Genomic DNA, 16,271 nt, shown 5'->3' with positions numbered 1-16,271 from the left:
CAATTAATCCTCACGCTGATTGTTGTCGTCTTCTGCAGCCGGTTTCGGCGCATCGGTCAGGGATTGCAGCAACGCCGGGTTTTGCAAGATCTTCGAGATCAGCTCTTCGGCACCGTTTTTACCGTCCATATAAGACAGCAGGTTGGAAAGCTGAGTACGGGCATCCAGCAGGTTGTCCAGCGCGTCAACCTTGCGGGCAATCGCGGCAGGGGAGAAGTCTTCCATGCTTTCGAAAGTCAGGTCGATGTTCAGCTTGCCTTCGCCGGTCAGGGTGTTGTCGACCTGATAAGCCACGCGCGGTTTTAGCGATTTCATGCGTTCATCGAAGTTATCGATGTCGATCTCCAGGAATTTGCGCTCATCAACGCTCGGTTGCGGATCAACCGATTTCCCCACCAGATCGGCCATTACGCCCATCACGAACGGCAACTGGATTTTGCGCTCTGCGCCATAAATTTCGACATCGTATTCAATCTGTACGCGCGGTGCGCGGTTGCGGGCGATAAATTTCTGCCCGCTGCGGGATTTCGAGTTTGGCATGATTTACTCCATCTTATGGCGATTGGGAACGCGCCTCTTCCGGCTTGGAGAGTCAGGTTCAAATGCAGGTATGACTATCGTTAAGAGAACAAAGGGATCGGCGGCTAGTTGTTCTCCTCGTTATCGGGACGACCGAGAATGGTCTCCAGTTGGTTAAGACCATCGGGCGCCAAATCGCGGATAATTTGCATAAAGTCCAGTGCAATCAGCCGTTGTACCCGGTCGATCATCAGCGGTGCCGGGTGGCTTGGCTCATGAAGACGAAAATAGCTTTTTACCTTGTCCAGCATCAGTTGGGCGTCATCGCGCGACTGAATCTGTGCACTGCGCCAGTTGAGCGTGGCACCCGATGGCGCTGTGGTAGCGTTTGTGGGTTGGGCGGCAACGTCATCTGGCTGTTCGACCATTTCGGTAACCGGAGCGATGCCCTGACCGAACTGAGCGACCAGGGCAAAGATTTTGGTCAGGTTGTGCATTTCCGGCAGGGCGCTTTCCCCCAAATGGCGGATGACCGTCGCGCGGATAGCACCGAGGGTTTCGGTGATGTGCACCACCAACTGCGTTTCCGGGCGGTCCGGTTGCGACAGTTCGTCCTGCAGGCGCGCTCGGCCGCCGGGGAAATTAGGACACTCCAGCTTGCTGCCGTCGAGCAGTGCCCCGGCATCACGCAGTGAGATTTCACCAGCGGCCCCTTTCAGCAGCGGCGCGGCGCGCACGCTGGCGGTCAGCGTGGCTTTATCGCCGAGATCGGCCAGCACGTTGATGCGAAACAACGGGTCGGCCTCGCCGTCGAATTCCAGCAGTGGCAACAATGTGTCCCAGTAACGATCCAACGCCTGGTGGATCAGCATCAGGCCGTCGGCGTAGCCTTGCAATCCGCGCAGCTGCGTCCAGGCGCGGGTCAGACACAGCATCACCCGTAAATCTTTGGTGCGCGTCAGCAACGTGGTCGCGAGTCGCTCCACCTGCACCCAGTCCGGTGCTTCTGCCGGGATAATGGTGCTGCCGAACTGCTGCTCACTCTTACCGGTGGCAGCCTGCTCCATCGCCAGAAAATCGGTGTCGTACTCCAGGTTTTCGCCGCAGGGATTTTCTGCGTCAACCGGGGCTAACAGGGTGTCGATAGCCATAAAATTTCCTTCAACAGGCGAGGTTAATCAAACATCTGCGGATAGTGACCGCCACGACCGGGGCGTGCCCAGCCATTGGGTTCAAACAACAGAGAGAACAGTTGCACGGTAAGGTTGCCGCTATGCACATGGGTATAGAGCGGATGCCCATCGGCCTGATTGGTCCACCAGAAACTGGTGTACTGCGCTGGATCGAAGCAGTCGGCCGCCTGTTGCCAGCCGAGGCCGGGCACGTCCGGATGCTGGAAGCCGATGATCGACAGGATCTCGGAATCTGTCTCAACGGGTGGGCTGGCAAGAACAGGGATCTCCAGCAACGAACGGTCGAGTTGCTCGGCAGAAAAACCATTGCGCACGCCATTCAGTAACCGATGCCCGAGCTGGTTGTACCATTCTGCCGCCATGTTCAATTGCTGCATTCGCCAGTCTTCCTGGCAGAACAGGCGCAGAGCACAGATCGGGTAATGACGTCCCACCCGATCGCGGGCGGGCAGCAGGCAGCCCATTTGGACATACTGGCTGCCGAGCGTGGCCGGAATGACGAAGTTCCATACCGGGGCGTTGCTGAAAGGGTGCCCGTTCGGCCCCGGTGGATTGCGTTGCAGGTTCACCAAACCGTTGTGAAACCAGTGGGCCCAATTGTTGACCACCAGGTCGGGCAGGCGACGCTGCAGGAAGTCACCGGCGGAAGGGATCTTGCCATACCAGCCAATGCTTGTGGTCGGGCTCGGGTCATTGCTCATCATCTTGTCCTTTCGGGGCTACGGGCAGGAGAATGCCGGCAACTGGAACGGATTGCGGATACTGTTGGCCGTGAACTCCAACGTGACGCGGTGGCCATCCAGGTTAAAGGTTGCCTGACGGCCGAGGCTGCTACTGCCGGCGGAGGACTGTGCCGTATCCACCAAACGGTTCAGCGCCCAAGGGCCGCTGGTCACCAGGCTGGCGGTGGAGCCGTTGGCCAGCGCCAGTTGCAGGTGCACCTGATTGGTGTTGCGGGTACCCGGCCAACTGACCACCAGAGGAACCTGCGGACCGTGGCTGTATTTGAACAACTGCCCGTCGATATCCAGCGTCAGGTTGAGGATGTCGTTATCCATCCGCACCGGTCGTACGGTCACGCGGTAAGACGGCGCGGCGGTACCGTTGGCGAAGAAGGCATCACGAATACGTTGCGCCTGCTGGAATGAACGCAGGATGCCTTCGCCACCTGGCAGCGTCTTGCCGTCTACCCCAGGGGTAAAACGCCAGTTGGCGCGGGTGGTATCGACCTTGCCCTGCAGGTTGTCACGGAAGAAGCTGTCCATCAGTCCGCTATTGGGCGCAAACATACGTGCCAGGTCGTCCGGCGTCACTTCCTGCCGTGCCCGGGCGGCCAGAGGGTAGCGTCCGGCGATCGCCTGACGGCAGAAGCTGCCGACTTCGACACTGATGCGTTTCTTGACGTTTTCCATCTCCTTGCGCTGGGTGTCACTGCTGGCACCGATTGCCAGCGACAGCAGCATCTGTTTGAACGGCACCGGCAGACGTCCGGATTCGGCCTGCAGGCGTGAGATGATATCGCTCGGCGGGGCCGACATGCCGCTGTTGGCCGCGCCCTGGACCGCAGTCAGGTAGCTGTATAGCTCATCAACCTGTTTGAGCACGCTGTCGAACGGGATCGCTTTGTTGCCTTCCCCCTGACTTTGCGCCAGTTCCAGTAACGCGGCAAAGTGCGCCATCACCAGTTGTTCCGGCTGGGCAGAGACGTCGCCGTCGGCGTTGGCAGGGCGGTTGGTGAACAGGGCTTCCAGTTGGTGGTTAGCATTCTGGCTCAACCGATCCTCGGTTTTATCCAGCAATGAGCGGGAATCAGCATCGTTTTTCTCATCGCGCAGGGTGACATTCTTGCTGACGTTGACCAGCAGGTTCCGCATTGGCGAAGGGTTGCCGGATAACAAACGTGCGCTGCTGATGCGCTGGCTCAGGCTGCCAATATTGGCCAATTGAATATCACCCAACAGTTCATCCCAGGCGCTGATAAAGTCCTGCATATACAGTTGGCGAATGGTTTTGATCAGATCGGCGTTTTTCTGATCCGGCGTTTTGCTGTTCAGCACCCAAACATCTTCCTGACGCAGGGTATCGGTCACCGGATCAATATTGTCGTTGAAGGTTTTCCAGTAGCCTTGCGAGGTAAACAGGCCCGGTACACCGTCGGTCACCGGCTTGCCGCTTTTGCGCGAAAAAGCCAGTTCGGTCTGCGGGCCGGCCAGGTCAACCAGACTGACCGGTTTGATTTCGGTCTGTTTCAACAGCAGGCGCTTGAGGCGGCCGTACACCCGTTGCGACAGGGGAGCACGGTTCAGCGCGGCCTGTGCTTGCTCGACCAAAGGTTCATCTTTGGCATAAGGCGAAGCCTGGATCTGCACGTCGAGCAGTTGGCTCAGGTGCCACTCAATCTGCTGCAACTGTTTTTGCGTACTGCCCTGCGGCAGGTTGCGCTGCAGGTTGAGCATTACCCAGGCGCGCAGGAATTTACCGTCGTACTGTTTCGGCAGATACAGCATCTGATAGGCCTTCAACGCTTCGTAGCTGAAGTCGGCATCGCCGTGGTTGTCGTTACGCAGCGTAGTGGCGATCTGCTGCGCCACCTGCGGCAGCAGCAACTCCTTTAGTGCTTTCTGATACAGCGAGTCGCTGGCGTCGCTGACCTGATCGCCACGATACAGCCCCATGCGATAAGTGAACGGGGGATCTTCCAGCGAGAAGTTTTGACTATCCGGCAAATGCAGCACGCTGTTGAGGAACGGCAGCAGCGATAACATGTCGCCGTTACCCAACTGCGTCAAACCCAATCCCTGACGTTCCACGCCGGGCACTTTGGCGGCAACTTCGGCCAGATAGGCCTTGTTGTTGCTGTAACTGGTGAACCAGAAAATCGCCAGGATCGCCAGGCAAGCCGCCAGCGCGATATAGCCTGCCCAATGCAGGGCGCGGTTGCGGTATTCCCACCAGCGGTTGCTGCCTGCCAGTCCGGACTCCTGGAAAATTACCGATTCCAGCGTGTCTTTCAGGAAAAAGCTTTGGCCCTTGGTCGCCGGGATGGGCGCGGTCGGGTTCACATTGTCCCAGGCCGGGTTGGCATGCTGTTGGCTGTTTGCGGTCGGCAATTGCAGGTAACGGTTCAGTTCGCCCATCACCCGATCGAAAGGCAGACCTTCCTGGGTGCCGCTGGTGAAGTAAATGCCGCGCGGCGTAAAACGAGTCTCAAAACTGGAGGTGGCAAATACCTGATCCAGATACTGGCTCAGCAACGGACGCAGAGCGGCGAATTCCTGCGGAAACAGATAGGTTTCGGCGCGTTGGCGGGCGTCATGTTCAACCAGCAAAGTCTCAGGCAACGCGGCATCCAGCCGTTGCTGCAGCAAGGTATATTGTTGTTCGAAGGTGGCGTTCAGGTTGAAATCCGGTTGACGCGAAGCCTCATAGGGGAAAGTGAATCCCCAAATTTGGTCGCGCTGCGCCTTATCAAAACCGTTGAAATAGGCCATAAAGCCATTGAGCAGGTCGGTCTTGGTCACCAGTACGTAAACCGGGAAATGGATCCCCAACTGCTCATGCAGTTCAATCAGGCGTTTACGCAGCGCGCTGGCCTGCGCGGCACGGGCATCGCTGCTGTCACTCAACAGATCGGCGATGCTGATGGTCACCATCACGCCGTTGATTGGTTGGCGGGTACGGTATTTTTTCAGCAGGCTGACGAAGCTTTTCCACTCGTCGGCATCTTCTTCTCGCTGGCTTTCCTGTGTGGTATAGCGACCGGCAGTATCAAGCAGCACGGCGTCATTGGTGAACCACCAATCACAGTTGCGTGTTCCTCCGACACCCCGTAGGGCAGATTTGCCGAAGCGATCTGCCAGCGGGAAATGGAGACCGGAGTTGACCAGCGCGGTGGTTTTCCCTGCGCCCGGTGCACCGATGATCACATACCAGGGGAGCTGGTAAAGATATTGACGGCTGAAGTGAGTCATCCAGCGGTGCTTGCTGTTGCCCTGGCCCGGTGCGAAGCGGGCTTTTTTCAGCAATTGCGCCGCTTCATCAAAACGCTGGGCCAGCAGTTCATCCTGTTTGGCTACCGGCTTGCCGTTTTCTGCCGGGATTTCCTCGCTGGCACGCAGGTTGCTCAGCAACCTACGGTTGAGCCAGGCATTGTAGATACGCGGAATAATGCGGCACAGAAACCAGATCAGATAGAGAGCGCCGATGGCTAACTGGCGGTTGAGTTCCGGTTCCAGCGGGCGATAATCGCCGATAGCCACCAACGGGCCGATCATCCAGATGATGAACGCCAGCGCGGTAATACCGGCAAAGCCCCATAACAGGCGACTGGTGATGATGGAGAATAACGTACTGAGCATTACTTTCCGTTTCCTTGCGGCAAGCCGTTGATTTCCGCCTGGGTATTTTCTGGCGCAACCAACAGCGTAATTTCTACCCGACGATTCAGCGCCCGGTTCACTTTGCTATTGTTCGGTGCGACCGGGTTGCTTTCACCACGGCCCTCCGCCTTCACCCGTTGCGGGTTATCGAGGTGTTTCTGCAGCCGGGCGCTGACCGCCTCGGCGCGGGCCAGTGAAAGTTCCCAGTTGGAAGCGAAGCGCGCGCTGCGGATCGGCAGATTATCGCTGTAGCCGGTGACCAGGATCTTGCCGCTGACGCCGTTCATGGCGGCGGCAACGCGGTCAATCACCGGAATATAGTTGCCGCGTACCGTGGTGGCGGCGGAGTCGAACAGGCCGTCACCCTTCAGGATCACCACGCTTTGCTGTGCTTCGTCACGCACCACCACCAGGCCTTCGGCAATTTCTTTACGCAGGAAGCTTTTCAGACTCAGCGTCGGGGGCGCCGCCGGTGCCGGGTTGCTGATGGCAACCTGAGGCAGATTGGTCTGATAAATGGCGGCCAATACCGGGCTGGTACTGTCGCCCAGTCGCCAGTTGAGGGCGATAAACAGCAACGACGCCAGGAAACCGGTCAGCGCCACGCAGGCCCAGAGCGGCACCAGTGGGCGCCACAGCTTTTGCTGCACCGGCAAGTCCAGTGCATTGGGCGACAGCGGTGGGGCATAACCGCCACGCACCGAGCGGATCAGTTGCAGCAGGCGCTGCTTCATGGTCTCCAACTGCGAACGACCGTTCTCCATCACCCGGTAGCGGCCTTCAAACCCCAGCAGCAGGCAAAAGTTAATCAGCTCCAGCAGTTGGATATGTTCGCGCGGACTTTGCGACAGCTTGGCCAGCAGTTGGAAGAATTTTTCTCCACCCCAGGTTTCGTTGTGAAAAGTCACCAGCAATCCGCTGCCGGACCAGACGCTACTGCTGCCCCAGGGGGTCAGCGCGGCGGCTTCATCCAGCGCGGTGCACAGGCAATAACGTGCGCCGATAATCACTTCATACGGCAGGTTGGCGCGCTGCCCGTGGAGTTCAAAGTGACGCACTTTATCAATCAGTTGCTGGCGCAGTTGCGCCGGGTTGGCGTGAGTGGCCGACTGACGGATTTGCGAGATGGCGTTCAGCAACGGGTTGGCGGCCTCTACCAGCGGGTTGCCCGCCGGTGTCATGCTATTTTCCTGAGTCATAAGTTACCGGTCCGTATGGCTGCGAATCGCCCAAAATTCCATATCCAGTCCTGGGAAGTCGCCGGCCAGGTGCAGGGCGAAGGCGCTGGATTTTTCCATCTGTTTCCACAGGTCGCTGCCTTTTTCCAGTTCGAAATAGGTGTAACCCGCGTGATAGGGGATCTGACGTGGCGCGGCTGGCATGGTACGCAGCCCAATGCCCGGCAGTTGCAATTGAACCAGATCACGGATACGCGTGACCGGGGCTATCTTCATCTGCGCCGGGAAGTGGGTCAGCAGCACTTCGGCGGCCACGTCGGCACGTACCGCCAGCACGAAACCGAAGTCGCGCATCATTTTGGTGTCTTGAACGGTGGCGATGTTCAGGCCATGCGAGCGCTCGACCAGGGTCAATTGGATGGCGTTGTCTTCCAGCACCACCGACAGTCCCTGACGCAGTAACAGCATTAACTTGCCAAAACACAGTGCCAGGTTGTCATGGTCATACACCGGTAGTCGGGCTTCCGGCGTGCGCTGTGCCGAGAAGCTGGCGAGTTCGGTGGCGAATTGCAGCCAGTCGGCGAACAGGCGTTCCGGGTGCAGATGATCAAGATGGTAAGCGTGGCTCACCTGGCCGAGATGGCGGTTAATCAGTTGCAGCAGCATGAAGTCGACCATTTCGGAACTTCCGCCGCGTCCCGGTTGCAGCAGGCGCTGGCTCATCTGTTGGCTGCGCTGTTGTAACAGGCCCTGCAAATCGTTGATAAAGTTTTTCAGCACCGGGCTTCCCTGACAGTTCAGCATCGGCGGGATTTGCACCTGATCGAGACGCAGGCTGGCATCGCCGCGTTTTTCCAGCACCCGGGTGACACCTAGTGCCGTCCATTCAGCGTTAAGGTCGCTTTCCAGCATCAGGCGTAGGCGCAATTGACCAAACTGCAGTGCTGCGCTGCCGACCGAGACGGCGTTCAGGTCGTCGACTTCGTTTTCATAGGCCAGATAGCGTGCCAGCGCGTCCGGCGCTTCCTGAAAAATCACGTCTTCGCGGCCCGCGCGATAGGTCGGCAGGGCCAATACGACGTTTTCGCCGGTCTTGTTTTCGGCGATGGTCAGCGGGGCGGGGGCCTGTTGGGCGCCGGAGAAACGAAACGGCGTGCCGTCCGGCATGATGCCGCTGGCAGCGTTGAGGGCAATTTTGCCCTGACGCAGCAGGGTCTGATCCAAATCCAGATTGAGGAAACCCCAAAAACAACCCTGGTGGGCCTGGCCCCAATTGCGCATGTAGCTTTCGAGATAGTTTTCCGCCTGCTGGAAATGGTGAGGGCGTAAAAACATCCCTTCAGTCCAGACTACCTTATGAGCATCTTTCATCATCACACCTTTGGTTACTTCGCTTCAGCACAGCGGTGGGTCAGTCGGGATCTTTCAGGGTACGCAGGCCACTAATGCCTGCGACGATGTGGGCTTCCAGCTCATCCGGCGAGAATTGCCATACTTTGTAAAAATTGGTCTCGGTCGGTTCCGGCAGCGGTAAGGAAATGCGCCAGGCTTTGCCATCGAGGTTTTGATATTCGGCGATGATGCCGATATATCGGGTTTCCAGCGTGCTTTGGCCGCTGAGCTTTTTGCCCATCTGGCCCGGAGTCAGGAAGAATTGGTCACTGTCCAGCAGGCTGGCTCCCAGCACGCTTTTCGCATCGCTCTGCAGGCTAAAGAAGTCGGCCTCCATAAATTCCGCATCAGAGCGCAGCAGCAGCACGCGAATTTTAATCGGTGCAGGACGTTGACCGGCTACGACATTGACCTGGCGGTCGGCGTCAAAGACCAGGCTGTAGCGAGAGGGCACACTCTTGGCAGAGGACATGCAGCCGCTGAGCGTCAGTGCGGCCAATATCAGGATCAATAGCCCGCACCGGCGGGAGGTGATGGATGTGGTTATCATGTTAAGTCTCGTCAACCTGGGGGGAACTACTGAAGGATCCAGGTGGCAGAGCCGGCGCTTTTACAGGCCTTGCTGTCACCGCCGACTTTTACGCAGTCCTGCTGGGCGGTACGGGTACGGCGCGGTAAATCTTTACGCAGCGTCGATTTGTAACGCGTTGCCGGTACACCGGCGTTGGTCTGGATGTACCCCATCAGATCGCCTCCGTCGACTTCGGAGATTGCCAGCCAGTGGTTTTCGACTTCACCCAACGCATAGAAAGCGGCGGCATTGTCCAGGCTGCCGACCGGAGTGCCGTTGTAGCCGGGGCTGCTCATGATGCTGGCGGCGTACAGACTGCGGTATTCCTTGCCTATGGGTTTGAACTGTTGGGGAGCGGTGATGGCGACGCGGTGCTGCAGTTTTACACCGTCCACTTCGCTGCTGATCAGGGCGTTGTTATCGAGTACCGGTGGTGGTGGTGGCGGGGTGGAGCAGCCGGCAAGCGTCAGGGCGGTCAACAGCGTTAAGGTAATCCGTGTTTTCACAATATCCTCTTTGAGCTTTTTATGGGCAGAAATGAAGCGGCTGTGTAATAAAAGCGCCGGCTGGAGGCGCAAGCGACATTATTTTTAGCTGGCAGGTCAGGATGCGTATCAGAGGTGTTTTGCCGGCTGAGGCGAGTAAACCAGCGTAGCCGGCGAACCTTTCAGCCATGGGGCAAAGGTATCCGTCGGGATGCCTTTTTCGTCGTGGGGGGAGTGACGAGCTGATGATTAACCCAGTGGCCGAGCGGTAACACTTTATGGGGCAGTTGCCACAGTTCGGGTTTAGGGTACAGACGCGGGGATACTCCGATGTCGGCCAGCGCCAAAACGGAGACATCCGGATGATGTTTTCCCTGCCCGTGGCAAGGACGATGAACTGCGCTTGGGCGCAATGGTTTTACGGCTTTCATTGTGTGTAAGGCTTCCCGTAGATATCAGCGAACAGCCAGGCCGTATCGCTCAAAAACAATCCCGTTTTTCGGTTTAATAGATATCAGGCTACTTCACAATCTTTGTGCTGCTGGCTGTTTTAACCTGGTTGTTTGATGGTGACGGTCAGGTTTTTTAGGCTCAATAACTCAACTGTAAACTCAAAAAGCCCAGCGAGTGACACTCACCGGAAAGGCGTTTAAACCGCGGTTGACGGCAACCCGAGAGGGATGCGGAATGATAAGATAATTCGCACAATCTCTCGATTGAGACATAGCTACCGCACGAGAATTAACGCAGGATCCCGATGACGTATCTGTCACGAATTGAGACATGGACTGACGAAAAACTTAACAAAGTTTACATATAAACAGACTTTCCGCAGTCTACAATAGCCTTACAAATTTGCAAAATAACCTTCTGGATCAATGTCCAATTCGTTATCTCACTCACAATTTAAATTTAAACCATACAAAACATGTATTTATGCAGTAATTGTTTTTGCGTGGATATTTTTTGGATCATTGGTAATACCATGAAATATTTATGTAACACTTAAGCCAATGTACTTAAATAACGACTATTTTTTAACGCAAATAAAGTGACAGGTCGTTTTATGTACTTACCATTCGCAGGGTAAAGATGATCTCATATATAAATAAAAGGAATGTTATTTAGGAGGATTCCTATTTGGTTGGGCGAAAAGTCGCTCAGGGCGGGGGCGGACGCGGGTCGATTGACCGAATGGTTAATGCTTTAGTAGGGATGAATTAACGGCGAAAAGGATTGAGATTGAGTTGGGGCAGGGTGTCGCATAACCACGCCAAAGCAGGGTCGTGCTTGATCTGTCGTCCGGCAACCATTTCGATCGGAAAGGCCGGTACGGCCAATTCACCCGGTAGCGGCAGAAACTGAATTTTTGAGGGATCGGCAAATTGCCGGGCGGCACTGGATAAATTTATTGTATGAATACTCTATATACAAATAATCTATTTCCAGAATCATACCGCGTTGTTTAGGCTGGGAGCACGCTGATTCAATAACAACATAAGGTGTGACGATGGACAGGGTATTGGTGACCGGCATTGAGCCGTTTGACGGCGACGCGATCAACCCCTCATGGCAGATTGCCCAGGCGCTGGCCGGGGAACAGATAGCCGGTGCGGAAGTTGTGGTGCGCGAATTGGCCTGCGTGTTGGGTTTATCCAACCAGCAACTTATTGCAGCGATCGAAGAGTTACGGCCGCGGGTGGTGATCTGCCTGGGCCTGGCCGGTGGGCGTGGGGAAATCTCTATTGAGCGCGTGGCCGTCAACCTGATCGACGCCCGTATTCCCGATAACGCCGGTAAACAACCGATAGACGTACCCGTGGTGAAAGGCGGTCCGGTGGGTTACTTCTCTACGCTGCCGGTGAAGGCGATCGTGCATCACTTGCGTCAGTCAGGCATTCCGGCCGCGGTATCGCATACGGCGGGCACCTACAACTGCAACCAGCTTTTTTATGGACTGAGTCATCATATCGCCAGCCATAATCTGGCAATCAAAGGTGGGTTTATCCACATTCCGTACAGCCATGAGCTGGCGGTCAATCATCCGGGCAAACCGAGCATGGCGTTAGCGACGATGATTGAGGCGGTGCGAAGTATTGTGCATACCAGTTTGACGGTCGGGGAGGATTTAACGATTTCCGGCGGGGCGCTGCATTGAGTTAATAACAGGGCGCAGTTCACAATGACTGCGCCCTGAAACATTACTCGTCGCTAACGCGGATCACCAGTTTGCCGAAGTTCTTGCCTTGCAGCAGGCCGATGAACGCCTGTGGCGCATTTTCCAGCCCGTCGACCAGATCTTCGCGGAATTTGATTTTTCCCTGACCAACCCATTCGCCCATCTGCTGCAGGAATTCGCCAAAACCTTCTGCATAGTCGTCGAAAATAATAAAGCCTTGCATGCGGATGCGCTTGCGCAAGATCAGCCCCTGCAGCATCGGCAGGCGATCCGGGCCGGCAGGCAAGTCGGTGGCGTTGTAATGGGCGATAATGCCGCACACCGGAATACGAGCCTGGGTATTAAGCAGTGGGATCACCGCATCAAACACGGCACCACCGACGTTTTCATAATAAATGTCGATGCCCTGCGGGCAGGCGGCGGCCAGCTGTTCGGCAAAATCAGGCGCCCGGTGATCAACGCAGGCATCAAAGCCCAACTCTTCTACCACATAGCGGCATTTCTCTTTACCGCCGGCCACGCCAACCACGCGGCAACCTTTCAGTTTGGCAACCTGCCCGACGACGGAACCGACGGCACCACTGGCGGCCGCCACCACCAGGGTTTCACCGGGTTTAGGCTGACCGATATCCAGCAGGCCCATATAAGCGGTGAAGCCCGGCATGCCCAAGACGCCGAGCAGGCGGGAAGGGTGTTTTTGATCCGGGCCTAGGTTACGTAAGCCGCTGCCGTCAGACAGCGCATAATCCTGCCAGCCGTCGTAACCCAACACCCAGTCACCGGGTTTGAAGTCAGGATGTTGCGATGTGACAACCCGGGATACCGTGCCGCCAACCATCACTTCGCCGATCTCCACCGGTGGGGCATAAGAAGGAGCATCGCTCATTCTGCCGCGCATGTAAGGATCAAGTGACAGGTAAACGGTGCGTAACAGCAGTTGGCCGGCAGTGGGTTGCGGTATCGTCGTTGTTTCCAGACGGAAATTGTCTGCGGTAGGTTCACCGTGCGGACGTGAGGCTAACAGAAAACGGCGGTTTTGTTGCGTAGACTGGGACATCGTAGACTCCTTAAGCGGACACGGGCCCTAAGTCTAGACAATCCTTGGCAAGGGGAAATGGCCTAATGTGCTCAGCCTCAAAGAGGAATGATCAGCACGTCGATATGGCTGGTATTGATAAAGCGTGCTGCAGAGCAGGAAACCTTGTTCATCATGCTGTCACTGTGATTGCCACAAATCACCAAATCAAAGGTTTGCTGATGGCTGGCATAGTTAAGGCTGTCACCCAACTCGCCGTGGACGATCAACGTATCGGTTATCGGGTAATCGGCCCGCAGGCGTAACTCTTCCATAAACAGCAACGTTTCCTCTTCCATCAACGCACGCAGATCTCCCAACATCGGCCCGGCGAAGTTATTGTACATTTCTGGATTGGCGATCATGCTCAGCAGGGTGATTTTGCCGTTGTAAGGTCGCACGATGGAGACGGCTTTTTCAACCAGACGGTGACTGTCTGCCGCCACGGCGACGGTAACCAAAACGTTTTGATATCCCATCTTCCACTCCTGTTTCCTGTTCTTAGGGGAAAGGGTAGAGCCTGAGGAAACTAATAAATGTGTTTTGTATCACGCGCGTCAATAAATCACAGACTATTGCCGTTATTTAGCAATAAAAGATAAACGGGTACGCGCGTGTAATAAAAAAATTATAGCACTTGTGCCCACAGCGTTTTCGGCACTTTGCCCAAGTCGAACAATTTACCGGCAACCAGTTCGGCGCGGCGGTGATCGGCGGCTCGGTACATGTTGCTGATTTCAATATCATTATCAATGGAATAGTTGAGCTTGTCGTACACTTTTTCCACGCTGTCCAAGCTGGTGCATTTACGGAATGTCATCAGGTAATCCAGGGTATCAGTCATGATTAAAATATAGCCTGTTAAGAGTTGTCGCCGGACGAAGAAACATCACCCTGTCATCATGACAGCAGCAAAAGTGTGATGTGTGACCTGAAAAATTAATTTCAAATAAATAAATTTCGATACGGTAATAAATGGCTGCGCGCAAGTTGATCCTGCGTCGAGAATAATAATATGACCGTGCGTTGTCGGCAATGCCAACCTGCTGATTGGCACCCAAAATAGGGAAAGTCTCAGGTTTGGAAAGTCCAGGTGATCAGATCGGCAGGGCATTGCTTGCGATGAGCGCACATGCAACATGCACTGCCGCGTGATTCTCGAGAGCGGAACACCCGCTGGTGCTTTTTTCAACCAATTAGTGCGAATCGGCGATGAAATGTACCTGCTCGTCCTCAAGATGTGCGAGCAGGCGGTAACTTGAAATCCATCGGGTATAGATGAAACCAAGGTATAAAATAAAACGAAACTACGTTTTAATTTATAAGCGTGACGGGAAATGACACCGAGGTTTATTGGCCAATAAACATTATATGAGATTTAAATGATTTTTCGTCGGGCGATAAAAAATTATTAAAGTTTTAATTAATACTGCCGATAAATCGTCTTGGGATAATTCGCTCAAGAAAAATCCGAAACCAGACGCTTCATTCTCCTTATCGTGAAACATATGGTTACGACTACTGTCTTGTTCACAACTTAAGCGAGACTTTGTTAACCGAAAGCGATCATTAGCTGAAAAATAAAACAACCTATCACTCGAGTTTTAAGTCAAATCCGAAACCCCATAACCTTATAGTTTACATGAGTTACTTTTCAATGCGGATAGTTTATGGCTTATTAAACGGTTATTTATACTGTCTTTATCGGCTACGAGCAGATTTTTGTTCTGTTATTTTAGTTTGGTAATGCTTTTGTTCGAATTGATCTAAAAAAGATATTTTTTTGGCTTATATACATTGTTTTTAAGACGTTTTTTTACTTATGGCTATTTTTTGCCCTAAAACCAGATTGAAAAACAGACGGTAAAGCGGATATTTGGCTTAAATATTTTTTATTTTTGTGATCTAGATCACATTGTATTTAAAATTGCCTCTTACTTACATTGTGTGTGCTAATGGTTCGGGGGTAGAGTTGCGCTGCATTAGGAATAATCTTATTAATTTTGTAAAAATAGTTTCACGGTGATTAAACACTGCTGGAGCAAAATGCTGTACATCCATACACGTTGGTTTACGCACGTATCAAATACTGAATGACGGTCCGAATTTAGTGATGTTGAAAAATTTATAACGGTCGTTATTTAGGGCTTCATTTGCCAACTTAGGGAACAAACCCAGGTCACGGGCGATAAAAATTATCACCCAGCGTATGTTTTTAAACATAGTCTGTCGGGATGGGGAATATGGGTACGTCTGAATTACTTAAGCATATTTATGACATCAATTTGTCATATTTACTTTTAGCACAGCGTCTGATTAATGATGAAAAAGCATCGGCAATGTTCCGTCTGGGTATCGACGAGACCATGGCTGATGCACTCGCTCAACTCACGTTACCGCAAATGGTCAAACTGGCTGAGACCAACCAATTGGTCTGTCAATTCCGTTTTAACGATCACCATACGATTGAACGCCTGACAAAAGAGTCGCGCGTGGACGATCTGCAGCAAATCCATACCGGCATTTTGCTATCAAGCCACTTACTGCAAGAGCTGTCGGCTAAAGACGGTAGTGCGACGAAGAAAAGAGCTTGATGATGGCAGAGAAAAGTATTGTTCAGGAAGCCAAGGACATTCAGCTGGCCATGGAGCTGATCACGTTGGGCGCCCGGTTGCAGATGCTGGAAAGTGAAACTCAGCTCAGCCGTGGGCGGTTGATTAAGTTGTATAAGGAGTTGCGCGGCAGTCCGCCACCCAAAGGGATGTTACCGTTCTCGACCGACTGGTTTATGACCTGGGAACAGAACATCCATTCATCAATGTTTTATAACGCCTATAGCTTCCTGATGAAGAGTGGGCACTGTACGGGCGTTGAAGCGGTGATTAAAGCTTATCGCCTGTATCTGGAGCAGTGTCCGCACGCGCCGGGCGAGCCACCGTTGCTGGCTTTAACCCGGGCCTGGACGCTGGTGCGTTTCGTCGATAGCGGTATGCTGCAGCTTTCTGCCTGCAACTGCTGCGGCGGTACTTTTATCACCCATGCGCACCAGCCGTTGAACAGTTTTGTTTGCAGTTTATGCCAACCCCCATCCCGCGCAGTAAAAAGACGTAAACTTTCGCCGCAACTGGCCGATATTATTCCTCAACTGCTGGACGAGCAGGTTAAACGCGCGATTTGAGCCGGCGGCAGCGCCGGTTTATCCAGACCTAAACCGATTTGTGAAACGCAGGGTTCGGCATGCCGAACCCATCGGCGCAGCCCAGCCTGCTGCGTCGGTGCGTCTCAAGCGCGCGCTTAGCC

At 54.3% G+C, this 16,271-nt stretch carries 14 protein-coding genes; 3 read left to right on the top strand and 11 right to left on the bottom strand.

Going from position 1 to position 16,271, the window contains the following annotated elements; all coding sequences use genetic code 11:
• Positions 1-3 precede the first annotated feature (3 nt).
• The 8 genes from tssB to tagV form a co-directional block, all read right to left on the bottom strand.
• The gene (gene tssB / locus NHG65_RS16330; RefSeq protein WP_099064671.1) at positions 4-540 is read right to left on the bottom strand and encodes a type VI secretion system contractile sheath small subunit; all 537 of its coding nucleotides are present in this window, start codon (positions 538-540) and stop codon (positions 4-6) included.
• A gap of 104 nt (positions 541-644) precedes the next feature.
• Complete coding sequence (gene tssA / locus NHG65_RS16325; RefSeq protein ID WP_499182421.1) at positions 645-1,670, bottom strand: type VI secretion system protein TssA; 1,026 nt, start codon at positions 1,668-1,670, stop codon at positions 645-647.
• A gap of 23 nt (positions 1,671-1,693) precedes the next feature.
• Positions 1,694-2,413, bottom strand: coding sequence for a type VI secretion system-associated protein TagF (tagF, locus tag NHG65_RS16320; RefSeq protein ID WP_112349606.1), 720 nt, complete (start codon positions 2,411-2,413; stop codon positions 1,694-1,696).
• 18 nt (positions 2,414-2,431) lie between these two features.
• On the bottom strand, positions 2,432-6,070 hold the full coding sequence (gene tssM, locus NHG65_RS16315) for a type VI secretion system membrane subunit TssM (RefSeq protein WP_413477685.1): 3,639 nt from the start codon (positions 6,068-6,070) through the stop codon (positions 2,432-2,434).
• Positions 6,070-7,272: a DotU family type VI secretion system protein gene (locus NHG65_RS16310; protein WP_413477819.1), complete on the bottom strand. Its 1,203-nt coding sequence runs from the start codon at positions 7,270-7,272 to the stop codon at positions 6,070-6,072. Before NHG65_RS16310 ends, tssM begins: the two co-directional genes overlap by 1 nt.
• A 21-nt stretch (positions 7,273-7,293) precedes the next feature.
• Positions 7,294-8,640 carry a type VI secretion system baseplate subunit TssK gene (tssK, locus tag NHG65_RS16305; RefSeq protein ID WP_099064666.1) on the bottom strand — a complete coding sequence of 449 codons (1,347 nt, stop codon included), beginning with the start codon at positions 8,638-8,640 and terminating at the stop codon, positions 7,294-7,296.
• Between the two features lie 40 nt (positions 8,641-8,680).
• On the bottom strand, positions 8,681-9,211 hold the full coding sequence (gene tssJ, locus NHG65_RS16300) for a type VI secretion system lipoprotein TssJ (protein ID WP_413501729.1): 531 nt from the start codon (positions 9,209-9,211) through the stop codon (positions 8,681-8,683).
• Between the two features lie 26 nt (positions 9,212-9,237).
• Complete coding sequence (gene tagV / locus NHG65_RS16295; protein WP_207978431.1) at positions 9,238-9,738, bottom strand: type VI secretion system accessory protein TagV; 501 nt, start codon at positions 9,736-9,738, stop codon at positions 9,238-9,240.
• 1,489 nt (positions 9,739-11,227) lie between these two features.
• On the opposite strand from tagV, the gene pcp reads away from it, so the two are divergent.
• Entirely contained in the window at positions 11,228-11,875 is a 648-nt protein-coding gene (gene pcp, locus NHG65_RS16290) for a pyroglutamyl-peptidase I (protein WP_490654487.1), read from the top strand.
• Between the two features lie 43 nt (positions 11,876-11,918).
• Here the strand turns inward: pcp and curA are convergent, their stop codons facing one another.
• The 3 genes from curA to ydgT form a co-directional block, all read right to left on the bottom strand.
• On the bottom strand, positions 11,919-12,953 hold the full coding sequence (gene curA / locus NHG65_RS16285; protein ID WP_099064663.1) for an NADPH-dependent curcumin/dihydrocurcumin reductase: 1,035 nt from the start codon (positions 12,951-12,953) through the stop codon (positions 11,919-11,921).
• A gap of 77 nt (positions 12,954-13,030) precedes the next feature.
• The gene (uspC, locus tag NHG65_RS16280; RefSeq protein WP_499182420.1) at positions 13,031-13,450 is read right to left on the bottom strand and encodes a universal stress protein UspC; all 420 of its coding nucleotides are present in this window, start codon (positions 13,448-13,450) and stop codon (positions 13,031-13,033) included.
• Between the two features lie 149 nt (positions 13,451-13,599).
• Entirely contained in the window at positions 13,600-13,815 is a 216-nt protein-coding gene (gene ydgT / locus NHG65_RS16275) for a transcription modulator YdgT (protein ID WP_012145712.1), read from the bottom strand.
• A gap of 1,399 nt (positions 13,816-15,214) precedes the next feature.
• Here ydgT and flhD point away from each other — a divergent pair.
• On the top strand, positions 15,215-15,565 hold the full coding sequence (gene flhD, locus NHG65_RS16270; protein ID WP_017893242.1) for a flagellar transcriptional regulator FlhD: 351 nt from the start codon (positions 15,215-15,217) through the stop codon (positions 15,563-15,565).
• Positions 15,565-16,149 carry a flagellar transcriptional regulator FlhC gene (flhC, locus tag NHG65_RS16265; RefSeq protein WP_157765463.1) on the top strand — a complete coding sequence of 195 codons (585 nt, stop codon included), beginning with the start codon at positions 15,565-15,567 and terminating at the stop codon, positions 16,147-16,149. The genes flhD and flhC overlap by 1 nt, the downstream gene beginning before the upstream one ends.
• The last annotated feature ends 122 nt before the right edge of the window (positions 16,150-16,271 follow it).

Origin of the sequence: Serratia myotis, assembly GCF_027474885.1 — a bacterium.
GTDB classification, from domain to species: Bacteria; Pseudomonadota; Gammaproteobacteria; order Enterobacterales; family Enterobacteriaceae; genus Serratia; species Serratia proteamaculans.
Note: the sequence above shows the minus strand (reverse complement) of the source record. Positions and strands in the feature narration are given on the sequence as shown.